16 protein-coding genes are annotated in these 14,937 nt (G+C 45.4%); 6 read left to right on the top strand and 10 right to left on the bottom strand.

The window, feature by feature from the left end; genetic code table 11:
* Positions 1-46 precede the first annotated feature (46 nt).
* Together MHM94_RS04710 and rmf are read left to right on the top strand one after the other, a co-directional pair.
* Positions 47-1,864 (top strand): protein kinase, encoded by a 1,818-nt coding sequence (locus tag MHM94_RS04710; protein WP_235419024.1) that lies wholly within the window; start codon positions 47-49, stop codon positions 1,862-1,864.
* A gap of 455 nt (positions 1,865-2,319) precedes the next feature.
* Positions 2,320-2,490, top strand: coding sequence for a ribosome modulation factor (gene rmf, locus MHM94_RS04705; RefSeq protein ID WP_026111006.1), 171 nt, complete (start codon positions 2,320-2,322; stop codon positions 2,488-2,490).
* Between the two features lie 61 nt (positions 2,491-2,551).
* Here rmf and fabA read toward each other — a convergent pair whose 3' ends face one another.
* Positions 2,552-3,067, bottom strand: a complete 516-nt coding sequence (fabA, locus tag MHM94_RS04700) for a bifunctional 3-hydroxydecanoyl-ACP dehydratase/trans-2-decenoyl-ACP isomerase (RefSeq protein ID WP_026111005.1) — start codon at positions 3,065-3,067, stop codon at positions 2,552-2,554.
* Positions 3,068-3,305: 238 nt separating this feature from the next.
* Between fabA and MHM94_RS04695 the strand changes: the two genes are divergently transcribed.
* The 3 genes from MHM94_RS04695 to MHM94_RS04685 are packed head-to-tail and all read left to right on the top strand — an operon-like array spanning position 3,306 to position 5,446.
* Positions 3,306-4,169 (top strand): 6-carboxytetrahydropterin synthase, encoded by an 864-nt coding sequence (locus tag MHM94_RS04695; RefSeq protein ID WP_235419025.1) that lies wholly within the window; start codon positions 3,306-3,308, stop codon positions 4,167-4,169.
* On the top strand, positions 4,162-5,022 hold the full coding sequence (locus tag MHM94_RS04690; protein ID WP_235419026.1) for a M23 family metallopeptidase: 861 nt from the start codon (positions 4,162-4,164) through the stop codon (positions 5,020-5,022). Before MHM94_RS04695 ends, MHM94_RS04690 begins: the two co-directional genes overlap by 8 nt.
* Complete coding sequence (locus MHM94_RS04685; RefSeq protein ID WP_022944214.1) at positions 5,012-5,446, top strand: acyl-CoA thioesterase; 435 nt, start codon at positions 5,012-5,014, stop codon at positions 5,444-5,446. The genes MHM94_RS04690 and MHM94_RS04685 overlap by 11 nt, the downstream gene beginning before the upstream one ends.
* A gap of 90 nt (positions 5,447-5,536) precedes the next feature.
* Here the strand turns inward: MHM94_RS04685 and MHM94_RS04680 are convergent, their stop codons facing one another.
* The 7 genes from MHM94_RS04680 to MHM94_RS04650 form a co-directional block, all read right to left on the bottom strand.
* A complete protein-coding gene (locus MHM94_RS04680; protein WP_235419027.1) occupies positions 5,537-6,619 on the bottom strand; it encodes a hypothetical protein in 1,083 nt (360 codons plus the stop codon).
* Positions 6,620-6,663: 44 nt separating this feature from the next.
* On the bottom strand, positions 6,664-7,983 hold the full coding sequence (locus tag MHM94_RS04675) for a Na+/H+ antiporter family protein (RefSeq protein ID WP_235419028.1): 1,320 nt from the start codon (positions 7,981-7,983) through the stop codon (positions 6,664-6,666).
* Positions 7,984-7,986: 3 nt separating this feature from the next.
* Complete coding sequence (locus MHM94_RS04670; RefSeq protein ID WP_235419029.1) at positions 7,987-9,924, bottom strand: DUF3488 and transglutaminase-like domain-containing protein; 1,938 nt, start codon at positions 9,922-9,924, stop codon at positions 7,987-7,989.
* Positions 9,924-10,901, bottom strand: a complete 978-nt coding sequence (locus MHM94_RS04665) for a DUF58 domain-containing protein (protein WP_235419030.1) — start codon at positions 10,899-10,901, stop codon at positions 9,924-9,926. The genes MHM94_RS04670 and MHM94_RS04665 overlap by 1 nt, the downstream gene beginning before the upstream one ends.
* Before the next feature lies 1 nt (position 10,902).
* Complete coding sequence (locus tag MHM94_RS04660) at positions 10,903-11,811, bottom strand: MoxR family ATPase (protein WP_045978794.1); 909 nt, start codon at positions 11,809-11,811, stop codon at positions 10,903-10,905.
* Between the two features lie 11 nt (positions 11,812-11,822).
* Positions 11,823-12,203, bottom strand: coding sequence for a response regulator (locus MHM94_RS04655; RefSeq protein WP_022944208.1), 381 nt, complete (start codon positions 12,201-12,203; stop codon positions 11,823-11,825).
* Positions 12,204-12,615: 412 nt separating this feature from the next.
* The gene (locus MHM94_RS04650; RefSeq protein ID WP_130145376.1) at positions 12,616-13,146 is read right to left on the bottom strand and encodes a cold shock domain-containing protein; all 531 of its coding nucleotides are present in this window, start codon (positions 13,144-13,146) and stop codon (positions 12,616-12,618) included.
* A 254-nt stretch (positions 13,147-13,400) separates the two neighbouring features.
* Here MHM94_RS04650 and MHM94_RS04645 point away from each other — a divergent pair, with 254 nt between their 5' ends.
* The gene (locus MHM94_RS04645; protein ID WP_130145374.1) at positions 13,401-13,634 is read left to right on the top strand and encodes a hypothetical protein; all 234 of its coding nucleotides are present in this window, start codon (positions 13,401-13,403) and stop codon (positions 13,632-13,634) included.
* A 39-nt stretch (positions 13,635-13,673) separates the two neighbouring features.
* Here MHM94_RS04645 and MHM94_RS04640 read toward each other — a convergent pair whose 3' ends face one another.
* Both MHM94_RS04640 and MHM94_RS04635 read right to left on the bottom strand, forming a co-directional pair.
* Positions 13,674-14,066: an MAPEG family protein gene (locus tag MHM94_RS04640; protein WP_151172792.1), complete on the bottom strand. Its 393-nt coding sequence runs from the start codon at positions 14,064-14,066 to the stop codon at positions 13,674-13,676.
* A 151-nt stretch (positions 14,067-14,217) separates the two neighbouring features.
* Complete coding sequence (locus MHM94_RS04635) at positions 14,218-14,931, bottom strand: SIMPL domain-containing protein (RefSeq protein WP_171041777.1); 714 nt, start codon at positions 14,929-14,931, stop codon at positions 14,218-14,220.
* Positions 14,932-14,937: the final 6 nt, after the last annotated feature.

The raw sequence follows: 14,937 nt of genomic DNA, 5'->3' as shown, positions 1-14,937 counted from the left end.
AGCGTAAACTTAGCAATTAGTTAGCAGATAACACCCAGAGGCAAGCTTGGCGCAGCGGGCAATCACCAATTTTTATATTAATGAAGAGCAATCTATTTATTTGCTCTCCCATCGCGATGCTAAAAAGCATAAGCAATGGCTGAATATATGCATTAAACAGCTCACCATGCTGGGCTATAAAAATGTTGAGTTAATTGGCTCCGGCGCATTTGGTTTTGTGTTCGCAGGTATTGATGATAGGCAACAACACTGGGTGTTTAAATTCTCTCGTATTACCTTAGCGCAATCAGTGCGCGATAGGCTCGAAGACGAAGCCTATATGCTTTCACGTTTTGATCATCCGATGATCCCGCAATTTTATGCCTTTGAGCGGGTAAAAAAGCAAGGCATATTGATGATGGCGCGAGCCGAGGGTGAAGACTTAGAACAATTGTCTATTCGCCAAGGCAAGTTTACTGCCAAGCAACTTCTCGATTTAGCGCTGCAGCTCCACCAGTTATTACACGTATTACGAAACTACCGAGGTGGGATCACTCCTATGCCCGTTGTTCATGGGGATATTAAGCCTTCCAATTTGGTCTGGGATGAGCGCAGCAAAACCTTGTCACTGGTTGATTGGGGGAGCTCTGTTTATGCGCAGCTGGATGCCAGTGGGCAGCCCATTGCCGCAAATGTGATGGACTTAATGTCTGCGGATGTAACCAATACCAACGCGCGCATGGGGGATGTCTACTTTATTGGTGATGAGCAAATGTCTGGGGCGCAATCGTCTCCGCGTTTTGACGAGCAGGGGGTGGCGTCAACGTTGTACGCGCTGGCGTCAGCGCAGTCGTGTCGTTTTGGTGCGCAAGTGATACCTGCTGCATCACTGGGGTTGCCTAAAGAATTTGCCCGCGTGATTGATGCCATGCTCAGTAAAGACAAGGCAACGCGCGACGCCGGCGGCGACTATTTTATGCGTAATATGCCGACCATGGCCCGCGCCTATGTTCCTGATAATCCGTTGGTTCGAGATAAAGCATTGATCCCAGTTTGGAAGGCGCAGGTAGCGACTTTGCCCGATACAGTAGTGTACAGCTCGCGTAAGCAGTTTTTGCGTCAGGCAGACAGTCAACAGCGGTTGGTTGATGTTAATGATGCGCAATTGGAACGCTATTACCGAGAATTTTTATTTGATACCGGTGATACTGAAAAAGCGTTTTTGGCAGCGATCAGCCGCTTGGCCAAGTACCCCGTTGTGGGCGGTTTGAGCTTTCACTGGAAGCAGTCATCACTGTTTGTTGAATCAAGCTTAATCTTGTATGACGAGTCATTAGAGCCTTCATTCCAAGATGCGGTAGATAACACCGTGAAGTTGGCGCAAGGGATCACCCAAAAAGGGTTGTTTAAATGTTGTCTATTCGATGCCCGACAAACAATTCAACTTGAGCGTGATGCCACCGGTGCCTTTAAGTTCGAGCAACTGCCACAATTGCATTATGACGTTATTAATATACCCGGTACTGAGATGCTGAGGCCGCATTCTTATTTTGAAGATGGTAAAGACCCGGATGAGCAACTTCAGCTTCCCAAGAAAATCATTCAATGCGTATTTGAGCTTAATAAAATACATCACACCGGATGCATCATTTTTGAATCTTTGCCCCAACGTTTGAAGATACACCATTATTATCGGTTATTGGATGCCAGCCAAGAAGTACGGTTTAGCCAACTACTTGATGAGATTATGCAATACGCGATGGCCATTGACGGCATAGGTGTTGCGGGCTTTATGAAACTCCCTTACAAAAACACGCGAGAGTTCGAACTGTGCGCCATGCAGAGCGAAGACTTCCTGGCAAAAAATCCTAAAAAACATAATTGAGCTAGTAATCACGTGCACAGTGCATGACTAAGCACATAACAAAGCCAGCTTGGTGTTGAACTTAGAGTTAGCGTTATACATGAACATAAATTATGGCAAATTTGTGTCACATTAAGGGTTGAATTTAAGGTCAATAGACGGCAGATTAGAACTAAGGGCAGGAACTTTTTTAGCGAAACCACTGTCTTTATTTACAAGCGTTAAGCGCGTGTTTGGTTATTTTAGCGCGCGCGAAAATCCACGTAAAAATAGTCCAATAAAAAGGTCGGCGAACGCGAGGTACGACCACTGAAATTTTTCAAAACTAAATTTAATCCGCGCTCAGCCAGTTAGGGTTTGTCAATAGGCAAAGGTTAAATTTGTTGATTGCAAGTGACAGTTTTATTAACTATCCATTAAATGTAGATGACCGATTCACTACAACGTATCAAAACTATAATGGTGAGGACTTACCTATGAAGAGACAAAAGCGTGATCGTCTAGAACGTGCACATTCTCAAGGTTATAAAGCAGGCATGGCAGGCCGTTCAAAAGAACATTGCCCCTACCAACAAATAGATCCACGATCACAATGGCTCGGAGGGTGGCGTGAAGCCGTCGAAGACCGCTCTATGTATAAAGTATAAAGAGCAAACGAATAAAAGAACGCCGCAATTACGCGGCGTTTTTCGTCTCTAGCGTCTACATTTAAAAAGCGCTGGTATCTTGGAATAAACCCACTTTTAGATCTTTAGCTTCATAAATAACGCGACCGTCTACTTCCACTGTGCCATCGGCCATACCCATGAATAATTTACGCTTAATCACGCGTTTCATCTGGACACGGTAAGTTACTTTTTTAGCTGTAGGCAAAATTTGTCCGGTGAATTTTACTTCACCTACACCTAGGGCGCGCCCTAAGCCAGGGCCGCCAGACCAACCAAGGAAAAAGCCAACGATCTGCCACATTGCATCGAGGCCAAGGCAGCCGGGCATCACCGGATCGCCTTTAAAGTGACAATCAAAAAACCATAGATCGGGGTTAATATCGAGTTCAGCGACAATTTCGCCTTTACCGTATTGCCCACCATCATCAGTGATTGAGGTGATACGGTCCATCATCAACATGTTATCGATAGGCAAGCGGCAGTTACCTTCGCCGAACATTTCACCTTGGCCACATGAAACCAAGTCTTCTTTGGAGTAGCTATTTTTTTGTTCCATAACACACTTTATTGTCGAAAATTTGCCAGCTACTTTAGCGTACACTTGTACGCTAAACAACTCTGAACAGTGCTTTAGGATGTTATTTTTACGCCATTTTTGTGTCTATAGTGTGACTACTTAGTTATTGCCACGTAGCAATGTTGGATTTATCACCAAGGATTCAAATTCAGGCAGCATTTTTACTTCATCCCTTGTATAATTGCGACATCTTCTCAACTGCATGCAAGGACAGTGTATGACGCTCTTCGTCAACGACTTAACCGTGATTGATTTCTCCTTTTTTTGCCCCCAGCGCGGCCCGGTTGGTGAGAGTTGGATTGTTGATTTGACTTTAGACGGCGATTTAAACGATGAATCCATGTTGCTTGATTTTGGTTTAGTGAAAAAACAAATCAAGGGCATTATTGATAGCAGTGTTGACCACACCCTAGCGGTACCCACTAAAGCCAATATCGATATCCTTCAGGGCGATGACAAAGTGACGCTGGAGAGTAACTTTGGCGATAACAACGAATATCATTTCGCTATGAGCGGCCCAAAGCAAGCAGTTTGCTTGATTGACGCACCGAGTATTAATGAGCAAGTAGTGACCGAGCATCTAGTCGCAGAAATCACTCCTCAGCTGCCAGAGAACGTCAAAGGTATTACTTTGACGTTGCGTGCTGAGCAGCATCAGAGCTTTTATTATCACTATTCTCATGGCCTAAAAAAACACGACGGCAACTGCCAGCGAATTGTTCATGGCCACCGCTCAACGTTAGGTGTTTGGCTAGATGGTATGGTCATGCCCAGTGTGCAAAAGCAGTGGGCGCAGCGTTGGGCTGATATTTACTTGGTCAGCGAAGAGGATGTGGTGGAGGCTGCACACTTACAAGATATAAGCGCAGCACCGGGAGACACCTGTAGCCGTTACCATGCTAATCAAGGTGAGTTTGAATTGGCAATCAGTGCAAAGCGTACTGAGGTACTGCCTTGCGATACCACAGTCGAATGTATCGCCGATTATATGGCCAAGCAAATTAAGCAAGCTTACCCGGATAAGCAAGTAGAGGTTCGCGCCTATGAAGGTGTAGGCAAAGGGGCGATTGGTTATGCTTAAACGTATGGCAATTACCGCCTTGCTCCTAGGGGCATCATTGTGTGCGCCCATTAATGGCGAAGCCCAAGAGCTGCCGACCCCATTGATTAAAGGTCAGTTGACCCAAGGCGGTATGGTTATAGGGCAGCTACAAGATGCTAAAAAGGTCGTTTTTGCTAAGCGCGAGCTTAAGCTTAGCAAAGATGGCTATTTTGTTTTTGGCTTCGGCCGTGATGCACAAACTGATCAGCAATTAAAGTGGCAAAGCCAAGATGAGCAATGGCATCAACTTGATTTCAGCATTGCGGAGCGCGAGTATCAGATAGATAAAATAGAAGGTGTGGCAAGTAAATATGTCGCCCCGCCTGAAAAGGTTTTAGAGCGCATCCGTAACGATGCAAAACTGGTTCGCCAAGCGCGTGCTAACAACAGTGAACGCACGGCGTTCCTTGAGCCGGTATATCGTCCTGCAGTGGGTCGAATTTCCGGTGTGTATGGCAGCCAGCGTTACTTTAACGGCACCCCTAAACGGCCACACTTTGGTCTCGACATCGCTAACAAGACAGGTACACCTATCTACGCACCAATCAGTGGTGAAGTCGTGATGGCGCATCCTGAGCTTTATTATTCCGGTGGCACCGTTATTTTAGACCATGGTTATGGCATTACCTCCACTTATATTCACATGCATAAGGTGTTGGTTGATGTGGGCGATACCGTGAAAACCGGCGATGTGATAGGGCAAATAGGGGCTACTGGCCGGGTAACTGGCCCCCATTTAGATTGGCGTTTCAATTGGTTTAATGAACGATTGGATCCACAATTACTTATGATTGATACATTAGCGAGTGAAGTTAATACGAATGAGCAGTAAGTTAGATAAAGAAGCCGTTGTTGCACAGCGCATAGAAGATTCGGAAACATCGGTGACTAAAACCGTGTTTCCTGGGCGTACCAACCATCATAATACCTTATTTGGTGGCGATGCATTGGCATGGATGGATGAAGCGGCATTTATTGCAGCAACCCGTTTTTGTCGCAAACCATTAGTGACTATTTCGTCCGACCGTGTTGATTTTAAAGAAGCAATACCAGCGGGCACATTTGCTGAATTGGTTTCTCGCGTAGTCCATGTGGGCAATACCAGCTTAAAAGTGGATGTGGAGATATTTCTTGAAACCATGCACCGCGATGACAAACATTTAGCGATTCGTGGCAGCTTTACCTTTGTTGCTGTGGATGACAACCACAGGCCAACGCCTGTCGTGTGCGAACGCATGCTCAACGGGTTTAAATAAATTCTTATTTGTTAGGCCGCAGCATCGCGGCCTTTATTTCACCAGCAAGTGAACACATCATACAATATATGGTTTTTACATACCGTAGCATCAGTGTGAGGGGTAGTAATATTGGGCTTTCACAACGCCGCCCATGTCTAACCCCAATAGCAATGAAACGGACTGCTCATCGCTGCTCAGTGGCAATAGGCTTAATACGCCGCCATGATAGTCAGCACTTTTATCATAGTGAAAGCGCTGCCATTGCTCGCCACCATTATCACTTACGTCGACATAAAGAGGCTGGGGAGCACGTTTTTGACTCTTGTTCCATCCAGCACTAATTAGCGTGTGAGTATTTTCTGTATAGATAAAATCAAAATAGAAACGATAGGGTACTTGTTCGTCTCGATAGATTTGTGTCCACGTTTCGCCTTGGTCGGCACTTTTCATTAAGCCACCCTCACCACTGATAATAATCTCCCCCTGGGAAGTGGTCTTAATCGCTTTGATTGTGCTCGGGGCAGGAAACAAGTCGTGGTATTCCTGCTGTGCAAGGTTCTCTAAATCTACACGACGCAATATTGGGTTTTCGATTGCACCTTGGCCACCGTACCACAGCATATTGCCGCTTTTGTGCATAGAGGCTGTCATTCCGGTAGCCGCATACCCATATTCTCCTGCCAGCGCTTGCCAACTTACTCCATCATCATAGGAGGCCGAAAGAACCAAATTCCCCGTCCCGTATAAGGCTGATTCAGTGCAATAGAGTGCGTAGATGTGTTCACTTTCGCTTGGGGCAAAACGATGCTCAATATGACTTAGCTCTTCGTTCATCGACACTTTCGTCAGTGTCGAGCGTTGGGCTGGGCGAGTGGCATAGAAAAGCTCGGTGCTGTTTGCACACATGGCACTGATAGGGGCTGAGGTCGTGGCTACTTTCTGCCACTGAGTAAACGTGTCATTGCTGGATTTAAATAAGCCGGTATCAGTCCCGGCATAAATCGCATCGTTGAAATGAACCAGGTGATTTATGCGCTCGCCCGACAGCCCCGCATCTGTAAAGGTAATACCTGAAGGTGTTGGCTCAGGTTCAGGGGGTGGCTCTATCGGTGTTGAAGTTGCGTTATCGCTGCCGCCGCAGCCAGTTAACGTGGCACAAATAACACTGAGTAATATTAGTTGCTTGAACATCTCACCTCCTTGTGTGGGTACTAATTGGCTAAAATCTGTCCCCTTTATAGCACAAGGGCCGCTAGCCACCCAAACAAAACCAGTGGAATATTAAAATGTAAGAAGGTTGGTACCACGGTATCCCATATGTGGTCATGTTGGCCGTCGACATTCAATCCTGAAGTGGGCCCGAGTGTTGAATCTGACGCCGGTGAACCTGCATCACCCAGGGCGCCCGCCGTGCCTACTAATGCAGCCGTGGCCATTGGGGAGAACCCCAGTTGCAAACACAAAGGAACGAAAAGTGCTGCAATAATTGGAACTGTAGAAAATGAGCTGCCAATCCCCATGGTAATGAGTAGTCCTACTAACAGAATAAGCGCCGCCGCTAATGGTTTGTTGCCCTGAATCATATCTGCGGCACTGGCAACGAGTGAATCAACATGACCGGTGGCTTTCATAACTTCAGCAAATCCTTGCGCTGAAATCATAATGAAGCCGATCATCGCCATCATCGCCACACCTTTGGAGAACACATCTTGATTTTCATGCCATTTAACAATGCCAAACACAGTAAACACAATCACCCCAACAAGACCACCGAGAATCATCGATTGACTCAGAAATTGAGCTGCGAGTGACAGCACGATTGCCAAAGAGCCTATGGCTAAGACCTTTGATGGGTGGGCTATTGCATTCTCAGTCTCTTCTGTAGCGAGCGATATATTGTTATAGCTGCGGCTTTTGCGATAACTGATAAAAAGCGCAACACATAAGCCGAAAACCATGCCCAATGCCGGGATCACCATGGCTAAAGGAACGCTGGTTTTGTCGATTGATAAGCCATTCTCAACCAAATTTAAATGCAAAATGTTGTATAAATAAATGCCCCCAAAGCCATAAGGTAACACCATATAAGCCGTAGCTAAGCCGAAGGTGAGTGTGCAGGCGAGGGCGCGGCGGTCTAACTTTAAGCCATTCGTGATACCTAACAGCGGTGGAATGAGTATAGGAATAAAAGCGATATGTACAGGAATGAGATTTTGTGATGCCAAAGAGCAAAAGAGAATCACTGAAAGCACCGCAAAAGATAAAAACCGCGAAGAAATATGCTCTTGCCCCATCATTTTCAATAGTCGACGAGCGAGTAAAGTGGTGAGGCCAGATTTCGAGATAGCCACTGCAAAGGCGCCGAGCATAGCATAACTGAGGGCAATTTCAGCGCCGCCTGAGAGGCCATTATTGAACGCTTCCACCGTAGTTTTTAAAGGTAGTCCAGCGATTAATCCGCTGGTCACAGCTGCGACAGTCATCGCCACGATTACGTTCACTCGTAACAGGGTGAGTGCAAGCATCAAAATGACGCCAATTAATACCGAATTCATATTCTAGCCTATTATTTTTATTGCTTTTTTTACCTGTTTTACAAGGTCTTTTTTCTGTGCTTTGGTAAGCGGGCGTTGCTTATAAGCGGCCAATGTATAAAGCTGCTCTATGCGTGCAAGTGGCGTTGCCGCGCCGGGGCAGTGTGTTGCTAATTGTGCCAGCTTTTGCTTGGGTGTGCTATTTTGCGTGCTAAGCAGTGCCTGTTTATCTGCATATAAAAACAGCCTATTCAGCCATTTAGCGCTGAAGCTCATTGACTGCTGTTGTTTGCGACTACCCAATAACAATAACCCAAGTAGAACAAGTGCAACCACGCAAAGGGCCAGCACCATGCTGTACTGTGCTATTTGGTTACCGAGTAAATCTTTAAGCACGCTTTTTTGTTTTTGTTGATCAAAACCAAGCACCCACTTTGTCCAGCTGTAATCGAGCTCTTCCAATGTTAATCGCAACCAGTTCAATGCCTCTATATGGCTCAACTGTAATAAGCCGACATCAAGGTTATCCATAAACTCTTGTTGCAATTCTTGAACCTGAGAGAGCGAGCCATTTAATCGCTCTGGCGCGACCACACTGGTTGCATCAAAACGCTGCCATTGATTGCCATCATAATACTCAACCCAGGCGTGGGCATCATACTGATATACACGCAGGTAATTACCCTGTTCACTTTGCTCTCCGCCCAAATACCCTGATACCACACGTGCAGGGATCCCAGCAGCACGCATTATAAATGCACTTGTACTAGCATAATGGCCACAAAAGCCACGCTTAGTTTGGGTGAGAAATACGTCAAGGGAATTGTCATCGGTGATCGGCGTTGGAGTCAACGTATAGCTAAAGCCTTGTTGTTCATAAAAGCCCATCAGCCGGCTAGCAAACTGGTTTGCCGTGTTTGTACTTTGACTCAACAGCCGGGCTAACGCTCTTGCCTGCGGATTCCCATCCGTTGGCAGTAGGCGGTTAAGGCGTGATTGGTAATTAGTCAGGACACTTGCTTGCACCGGTCGGTAAAGCAATGGGTATTGAAAGCTCGATGCTGCTGACTCTTTACGCTTAAGTAAACCGCCTCGTAAATTCTCTACTTTTTGACTCGGGCTAACACTGTCTTGCAATGCATATAGCCAGCGGTTTGCGGAGCTTTCTAAGTACAGAGTGGCCTGAGCGCTATAGCTCTGCCAGTCTATATCTGTACGAGGGCGAGGAGGGCGCTGCGCTTTTATCCATGCTTTGCCGTCGAATTCTTCATGATTAAGCGCTCGCCAATAATAGGGGGGCGCAGGAAGTTGCCCTGGAAATTCAGCACGAAACACCAAGTCATCGGACTTCGCCAGATTGGCAATATTGAACGGGTCTATACGCTCATTAAGGCCTGTTTTAGCACCGCCAGCGCCAGGAAGTTTCCAAAATGCAGGCACTTTGGGAATAAATAACAACAATAACGCAGCGATGGGGATTGCCATAGCGAACGAGCCAAGTGCTTGAAAGTAGGCTCGTTTGGGCGTGCGAGCGCCATGTAAGGCGGCTAAAGATGCCAACAAACAAACGTAAAATATGGCCACTAATATTGAGCTATATAAAGACTGTTGATAAAGGAACACAGTCGATAATGAAAAGAAGGTAAGCACAATGACAGTCGATAGCTGCTTGGACGTTTTCGCTTGTAAGAGCTTTAATATTGCTGCCTGTAACAGCATTGACACGAAAAGTAGGACACTTTCATCGTAGCTGACCGACACAAACAGCACACCTAAACAAGCCGCAGCCAATAAGTTAGTAGCCAGTGCACCTGGACGAGTCAATGACTTGTTTGCCAATAACAAATTCCAAAGACACAGTAACAATAACAGGCTCAGCATTAAGGAGGGGAGTTCTGCGCCTATTAACGTGAAAATACCGATGTAGATGACACTGAGCACCGTGCTAACAAAAGACAGCATCACTTCTCTCCATTTTTAAATAAAGCCAGTGCACGCAATGCATTAGTATAATGGGAGGGGCTGTTATCAGCATCAAACTGAGTACTGCCAATACGCAGCGCAAGCTTTGTTTGGGTGCTTTTCGCCTGCTCAATGGAATAGGCCATCGCACTCAGGCGTTGCTCTACACTGCCTTGTAGTGATGCGTAGTCGAGCATATATTGCGCATCCTGATAAGATACAAACTCTTTCACTAACAACTGCTCACGCTTAGCAAAGTGTTTCCAAGAAATGCGGCGGTAGTCAGCACCTTGTTTATATTCATTCAAGGCATAAAACTCTTCATTTCCTGACTGTGGCTTAAGCGCGTTCACTTCACCTTGGTTTTCACTGGCCTCATAGGTCAGTGCAGTATTGTGCGCGTGTGCAGATGGATAAACAAAGTAATGGGCATGTGGCTCTAAATAGCTCCATACTTTAGCGAGGCCAAATGGGAACCCCGTTGAAATCTGAAGTCGTGTTGCTGGATACTTACCACGGGAACATTTACGGCCACTTACAAGCACGACCTGGGCATCTTGGCTAACGCGTTCCACTTCCTTACATTGACCTTGCCACGTTAGTTTAACGCCATAGCTGGTACGCGAGTTATTGCATACAGTAATATTCAATACAGGTGTTTGGTTCGCAAAAACATCACTAATATTATTAAATTTGACCTCGAGGCCCTTTAAGTTGGTATAGGCCTGAATTAACGACATCAATACCAACACCAACATCAAATAAGAGACAACTTGCACTAGGTTATTCTGATAATTGGCGGCCAAGATAAAGTTCAACACGGCAATAAGTAAAAAGCCCAAGCCCAGCTTAGATGGCAGCACATATAACGTACTGTGACCCAGTGTCAGGTGCTTTTTTTTGTGTTTATCACGCAGCAGTAGGGATTCTATTCGCGTTCGTATGGACGACCATCCCTGTTGCATTGTTGCGAGCATACTAAAGCGGAACCTTGACGCGAGCGAGAATATCACTGCATACAGAGCCTTGACTGTAAACGTCATGCGGATTAATACGATGCTCACAAATACTAGCGAACACAGCTTGCACATCTTCTGGCATAACAAAGTCACGGCCTTCCATAAATGCCCAAGCCCGTGCACCTTGGGCGAGCGCGATGCTGGCACGAGGAGATAAAGGATGACTGATATCTTTATCATGACGGGTGTGAGTCACGAGTGACAAGATATAATCAACAACGGTATTGGCTATAGTGACCTTATCAACATTGGCCTGCATGGCTTGTAATTGCTCGGCACTGATAATGGCATCAATAGCTTTATCACGCTGAGGAATATGGCCACGAATGAGTTGTTTTTCCGCATCGGCTGGGGGGAATCCTAAGCTTAAGCGCATAAAGAACCGGTCTAGTTGTGACTCTGGCAATGGAAAGGTGCCGGATTGATGCTGTGGATTCTGCGTTGCAACCACAAAAAATGGAGTAGGGAGCGTATATCGTTCAGAGTCGATACTGACACAGCCTTCTTCCATGGCCTCAAGCAACGCACTCTGTGTTTTAGGGCCTGCGCGGTTTATTTCGTCGGCGAGTACTACTTGGCTAAATACCGGACCTTTATGAAACGAGAAGCGCTGCTCTTGAGTGTTAAAAATGCTTGCACCCAGAATATCTGCTGGTAACAAATCACTGGTAAATTGAATACGTTGATAACTCATCCCCAGGGCTTGTGCCAAACCATGCGACAGGGTTGTTTTACCCATACCTGGAAGATCTTCTAATAATAAATGGCCGCGCGCTAACATTGCACACAGAGCTAACTTTATTTGCTGTTCTTTGCCATAAATAACATCAGCTAGGCCTAAGGTCAGCTGTTTTAATTGTTCTTGCATAAAGGGGCTTATTAATTTAGTTCTAAACGCTTCATAACCATATCAACCTTATTCGCGTTGAATGGTTTGCTAATGTATTCTTGCGCGCCGAATTCCCAGCTATGTTCTACGTTTTCCTGGGAGTTATGATCAGCGCAAAGGATAATTCGACTGTGGGGGTGTAAATCTTTTAGGTAACTGACGACGTCGCAACCATCAGTGTCTGGGAGCGCTATATCCACAAATATCACCTCTGGCTCCAGTTGTGATAACAGCGGTTTGGCCTCTGCGACATCTGTAGCAACCGCGACTTGGTCGTAACCCAGCTCGGTGAGGATGGTGGTCAAAGAACTTCGCATGGACTGATCATCATCAATGATCAGAATCGGCTCCAAAGGGCGAACAAACTCCATAATACGTCTTTTTATTCGTGGTTTGGTTACTAATACTATGCGATAAGCGCATATTGCTCAATACAACCATAGACTAAAGCGCAGTAACTAACTAGGAAATTGTATAAATTGGTAAATGAACAACACTTGTCACAACATACTAAAAGCCGTAACCACTCTAAAATGTCCGATACCGTCTAGTATTGGACTTTTAGTATCGGTTTCTATGATAGTTATCTGGTTATCATAGTAACCTCCTATAAATTAGATTATGTTAAATAGCATTTAAACCTATTTAACCAACATCAATCGTCTAGTTAATGTATGACACAAACAAGCCTCTTTCGCTTTGAACCCATCAATCTCACTCTCGTACAGAGCAAAGCGTTCATTACGGTTCATCGTTAAAAGCTTGTAGCTAGGCATTTATCTTTTAAAACCTTGAGTCACTCTCACAAGGATTGCCATCGTTATCACCGTCCATTTTTGTATTCGGACAATTTCGAATGAAAAACACAGCTTCTTCTCGCGATCTCATTTGGCTACAGTACTGGCGCCCATCACACTTGAATGTTTGTCGTGGCGTGGTGTCGAATGCGGTGTCTGGGATTTGTTGAATAGCTCTTGGACTGCCGACTTGCTCGGTAAAATCTAAATAGTTAAATAATAAAACCGACATAACCCCAACCACTAATACAGGCACTAGCTTATTCGCACCCGCCTTGTTGGTGCTTTTTGAGGTTTTGAATTTCTTCGCGGCAACTCCCTCTATACGAGCATTTGTAGCGCGCGTTTTCCCTTCATGCCTTTCAACTTCAAAGTGAATATAGTCGCCTTGTTTTGGCGGTCGACTCATGTGCTTAAGCGTTGAAATGTGAATGAAGGTATTTGATGAAAGCTCTGCTGCGCTGATGAAACCGAACCCTTTATCGTCATTCCAATTGACTAGCTTACCGCGATACATGTGCTCATCCTTGTTAGCAAATAAAGCTGCGATATTACAAATAATTACCAAGAAAATCTATAAATTACTCGTTGAATCAATCCGCTAACAGCCATTACAGAAAAGGTTTAGCTACAGTTCCTCAGTCTTTGTCGGCGCTTGTTTTAAATAGTTACACTTTTTGCGTTGCAAACGAACGCTTTGAATATAAAAATTACCTGAGTTACCGCACGTATAGTCAAAATTTTAACAGTGTGGGCATTAAGGAGAAGTCAATGAAGTACGCAATCATCATCTTAACTGCAGCACTGGCTGGCTGCGCATCCCCTGAACAACAGCAATCATTTGAACAAGCTATGCTAGAGCAAGCAAACTGCTCTGGTGAGGTTGAGCAAAGTTATCGTATGACCTTTTATAGCTCAGACAAGCCAGAGAATGTGGGTAAAACCGAGCTGCAAAAAAAATGCAACCCGATCCCTACCCATAGTGATTTTGAGAAAAAGAAATAGCCATTTTCGTTAGGTTAAAATAACAAAATAATCAGGGCTTTATAAATAGAGCCCTAACGTTGCATCGAGCAGTAAGCTAATCGCCAATAAAACGATAACAGAGAATGTCAGCACCATGCTCACCACGCGAATCTTCAGCTGCTCATTGCTTTGGGCGATATTGCTTGCGTGCAGCAACCTCCCTAATACTAAGGCGGCACCAAATAGGTGGCAATAATGACTCGCTAAGCCTTGATACTCATTGAGGAAAAGTAAAATCAGTGCAAATGGCACATACTCAATGAAGTTTCCGTGTGCGCGAATAGCGCGTATTAAGCCTTCATCTTCGCCTGTACCTATGGATTTTTGAGCTTTGCGCCGTGCTTTAATAACATACATACTCAACTGCACGTAAACCAGCGCTAAAATTGCAGCGTAAATTGAGACTATCACCCTAACCCCTTAACAAATCAAAATTTGAGTAAGAACTTACAGGGCTTGGAGTAAAAAGAAAAGTGCCGACGGTAAACAAAATGCGTTTAGCCGCCGGCAGTTGGAGAGGTCGTTTCGATATCATGATTGCATCATGATAATTTCTATACCCTTAGTCCTCGAGCAAAAACACTGCGTTCACTTTCGCAGTGACTTTGATTTCACCGATGTTATAAGCATCTTCCACTTTCGCGCTACCGGCGCTATCAGCTCGTACCATCATGGCCTCGACCTGGGGCATTGGACGCGCGTAATCTTGTTGGGCACTGATACTATAGACTTTTTCAATGCGGGCGTTGAAACCTTCTGCGTAGGTGTTAGCTTTGGCGTTTGCATCTTTGAATGCTTTTTGCTGCGCTTGGCTAAAAAGCTCATCATGATTGGTTAAGCCAAATTGCGACTGCCCTACTTGATTAGCCCCTTGCTGAATAAGGCCTTGCAGAGTTTGCGCATAGCTATCAATATTGCGCAAAATAATGCTGAGGTTACGACTGACTTCATAACCGTCAAATTCGTTGGTTTGAGTATCGCGGTTGTAACGCGTTTTGCTGCGCACATTCAGTTGGCTAGCGTGAATATCTTTGCTGGCAACTCCCTGCTCTTTTAACGCCAGAATCATGGCCGCAAGTTTGTCATCGGCCGCTTTCTTTGCCGTTACAACATCCTTGCTGTGTTCATTGACACTGACATTCAACGTGACCTTGTCGGGAGTGGCCCACACTTCCCCTACACCAGTAACTTGAACGTGAGGTTCATCAGGGATACTGGCGGCATGAGCGCCAAATGCGATGCCTGATGTAAGTATTAGAGAAATAAGCTTTTTCATGTTTTT

Source organism: Pseudoalteromonas sp. CNAT2-18.1 (assembly GCF_022347865.1).
Taxonomy (GTDB): domain Bacteria; phylum Pseudomonadota; class Gammaproteobacteria; order Enterobacterales; family Alteromonadaceae; genus Pseudoalteromonas; species Pseudoalteromonas ruthenica.
Note: the sequence above shows the minus strand (reverse complement) of the source record. Positions and strands in the feature narration are given on the sequence as shown.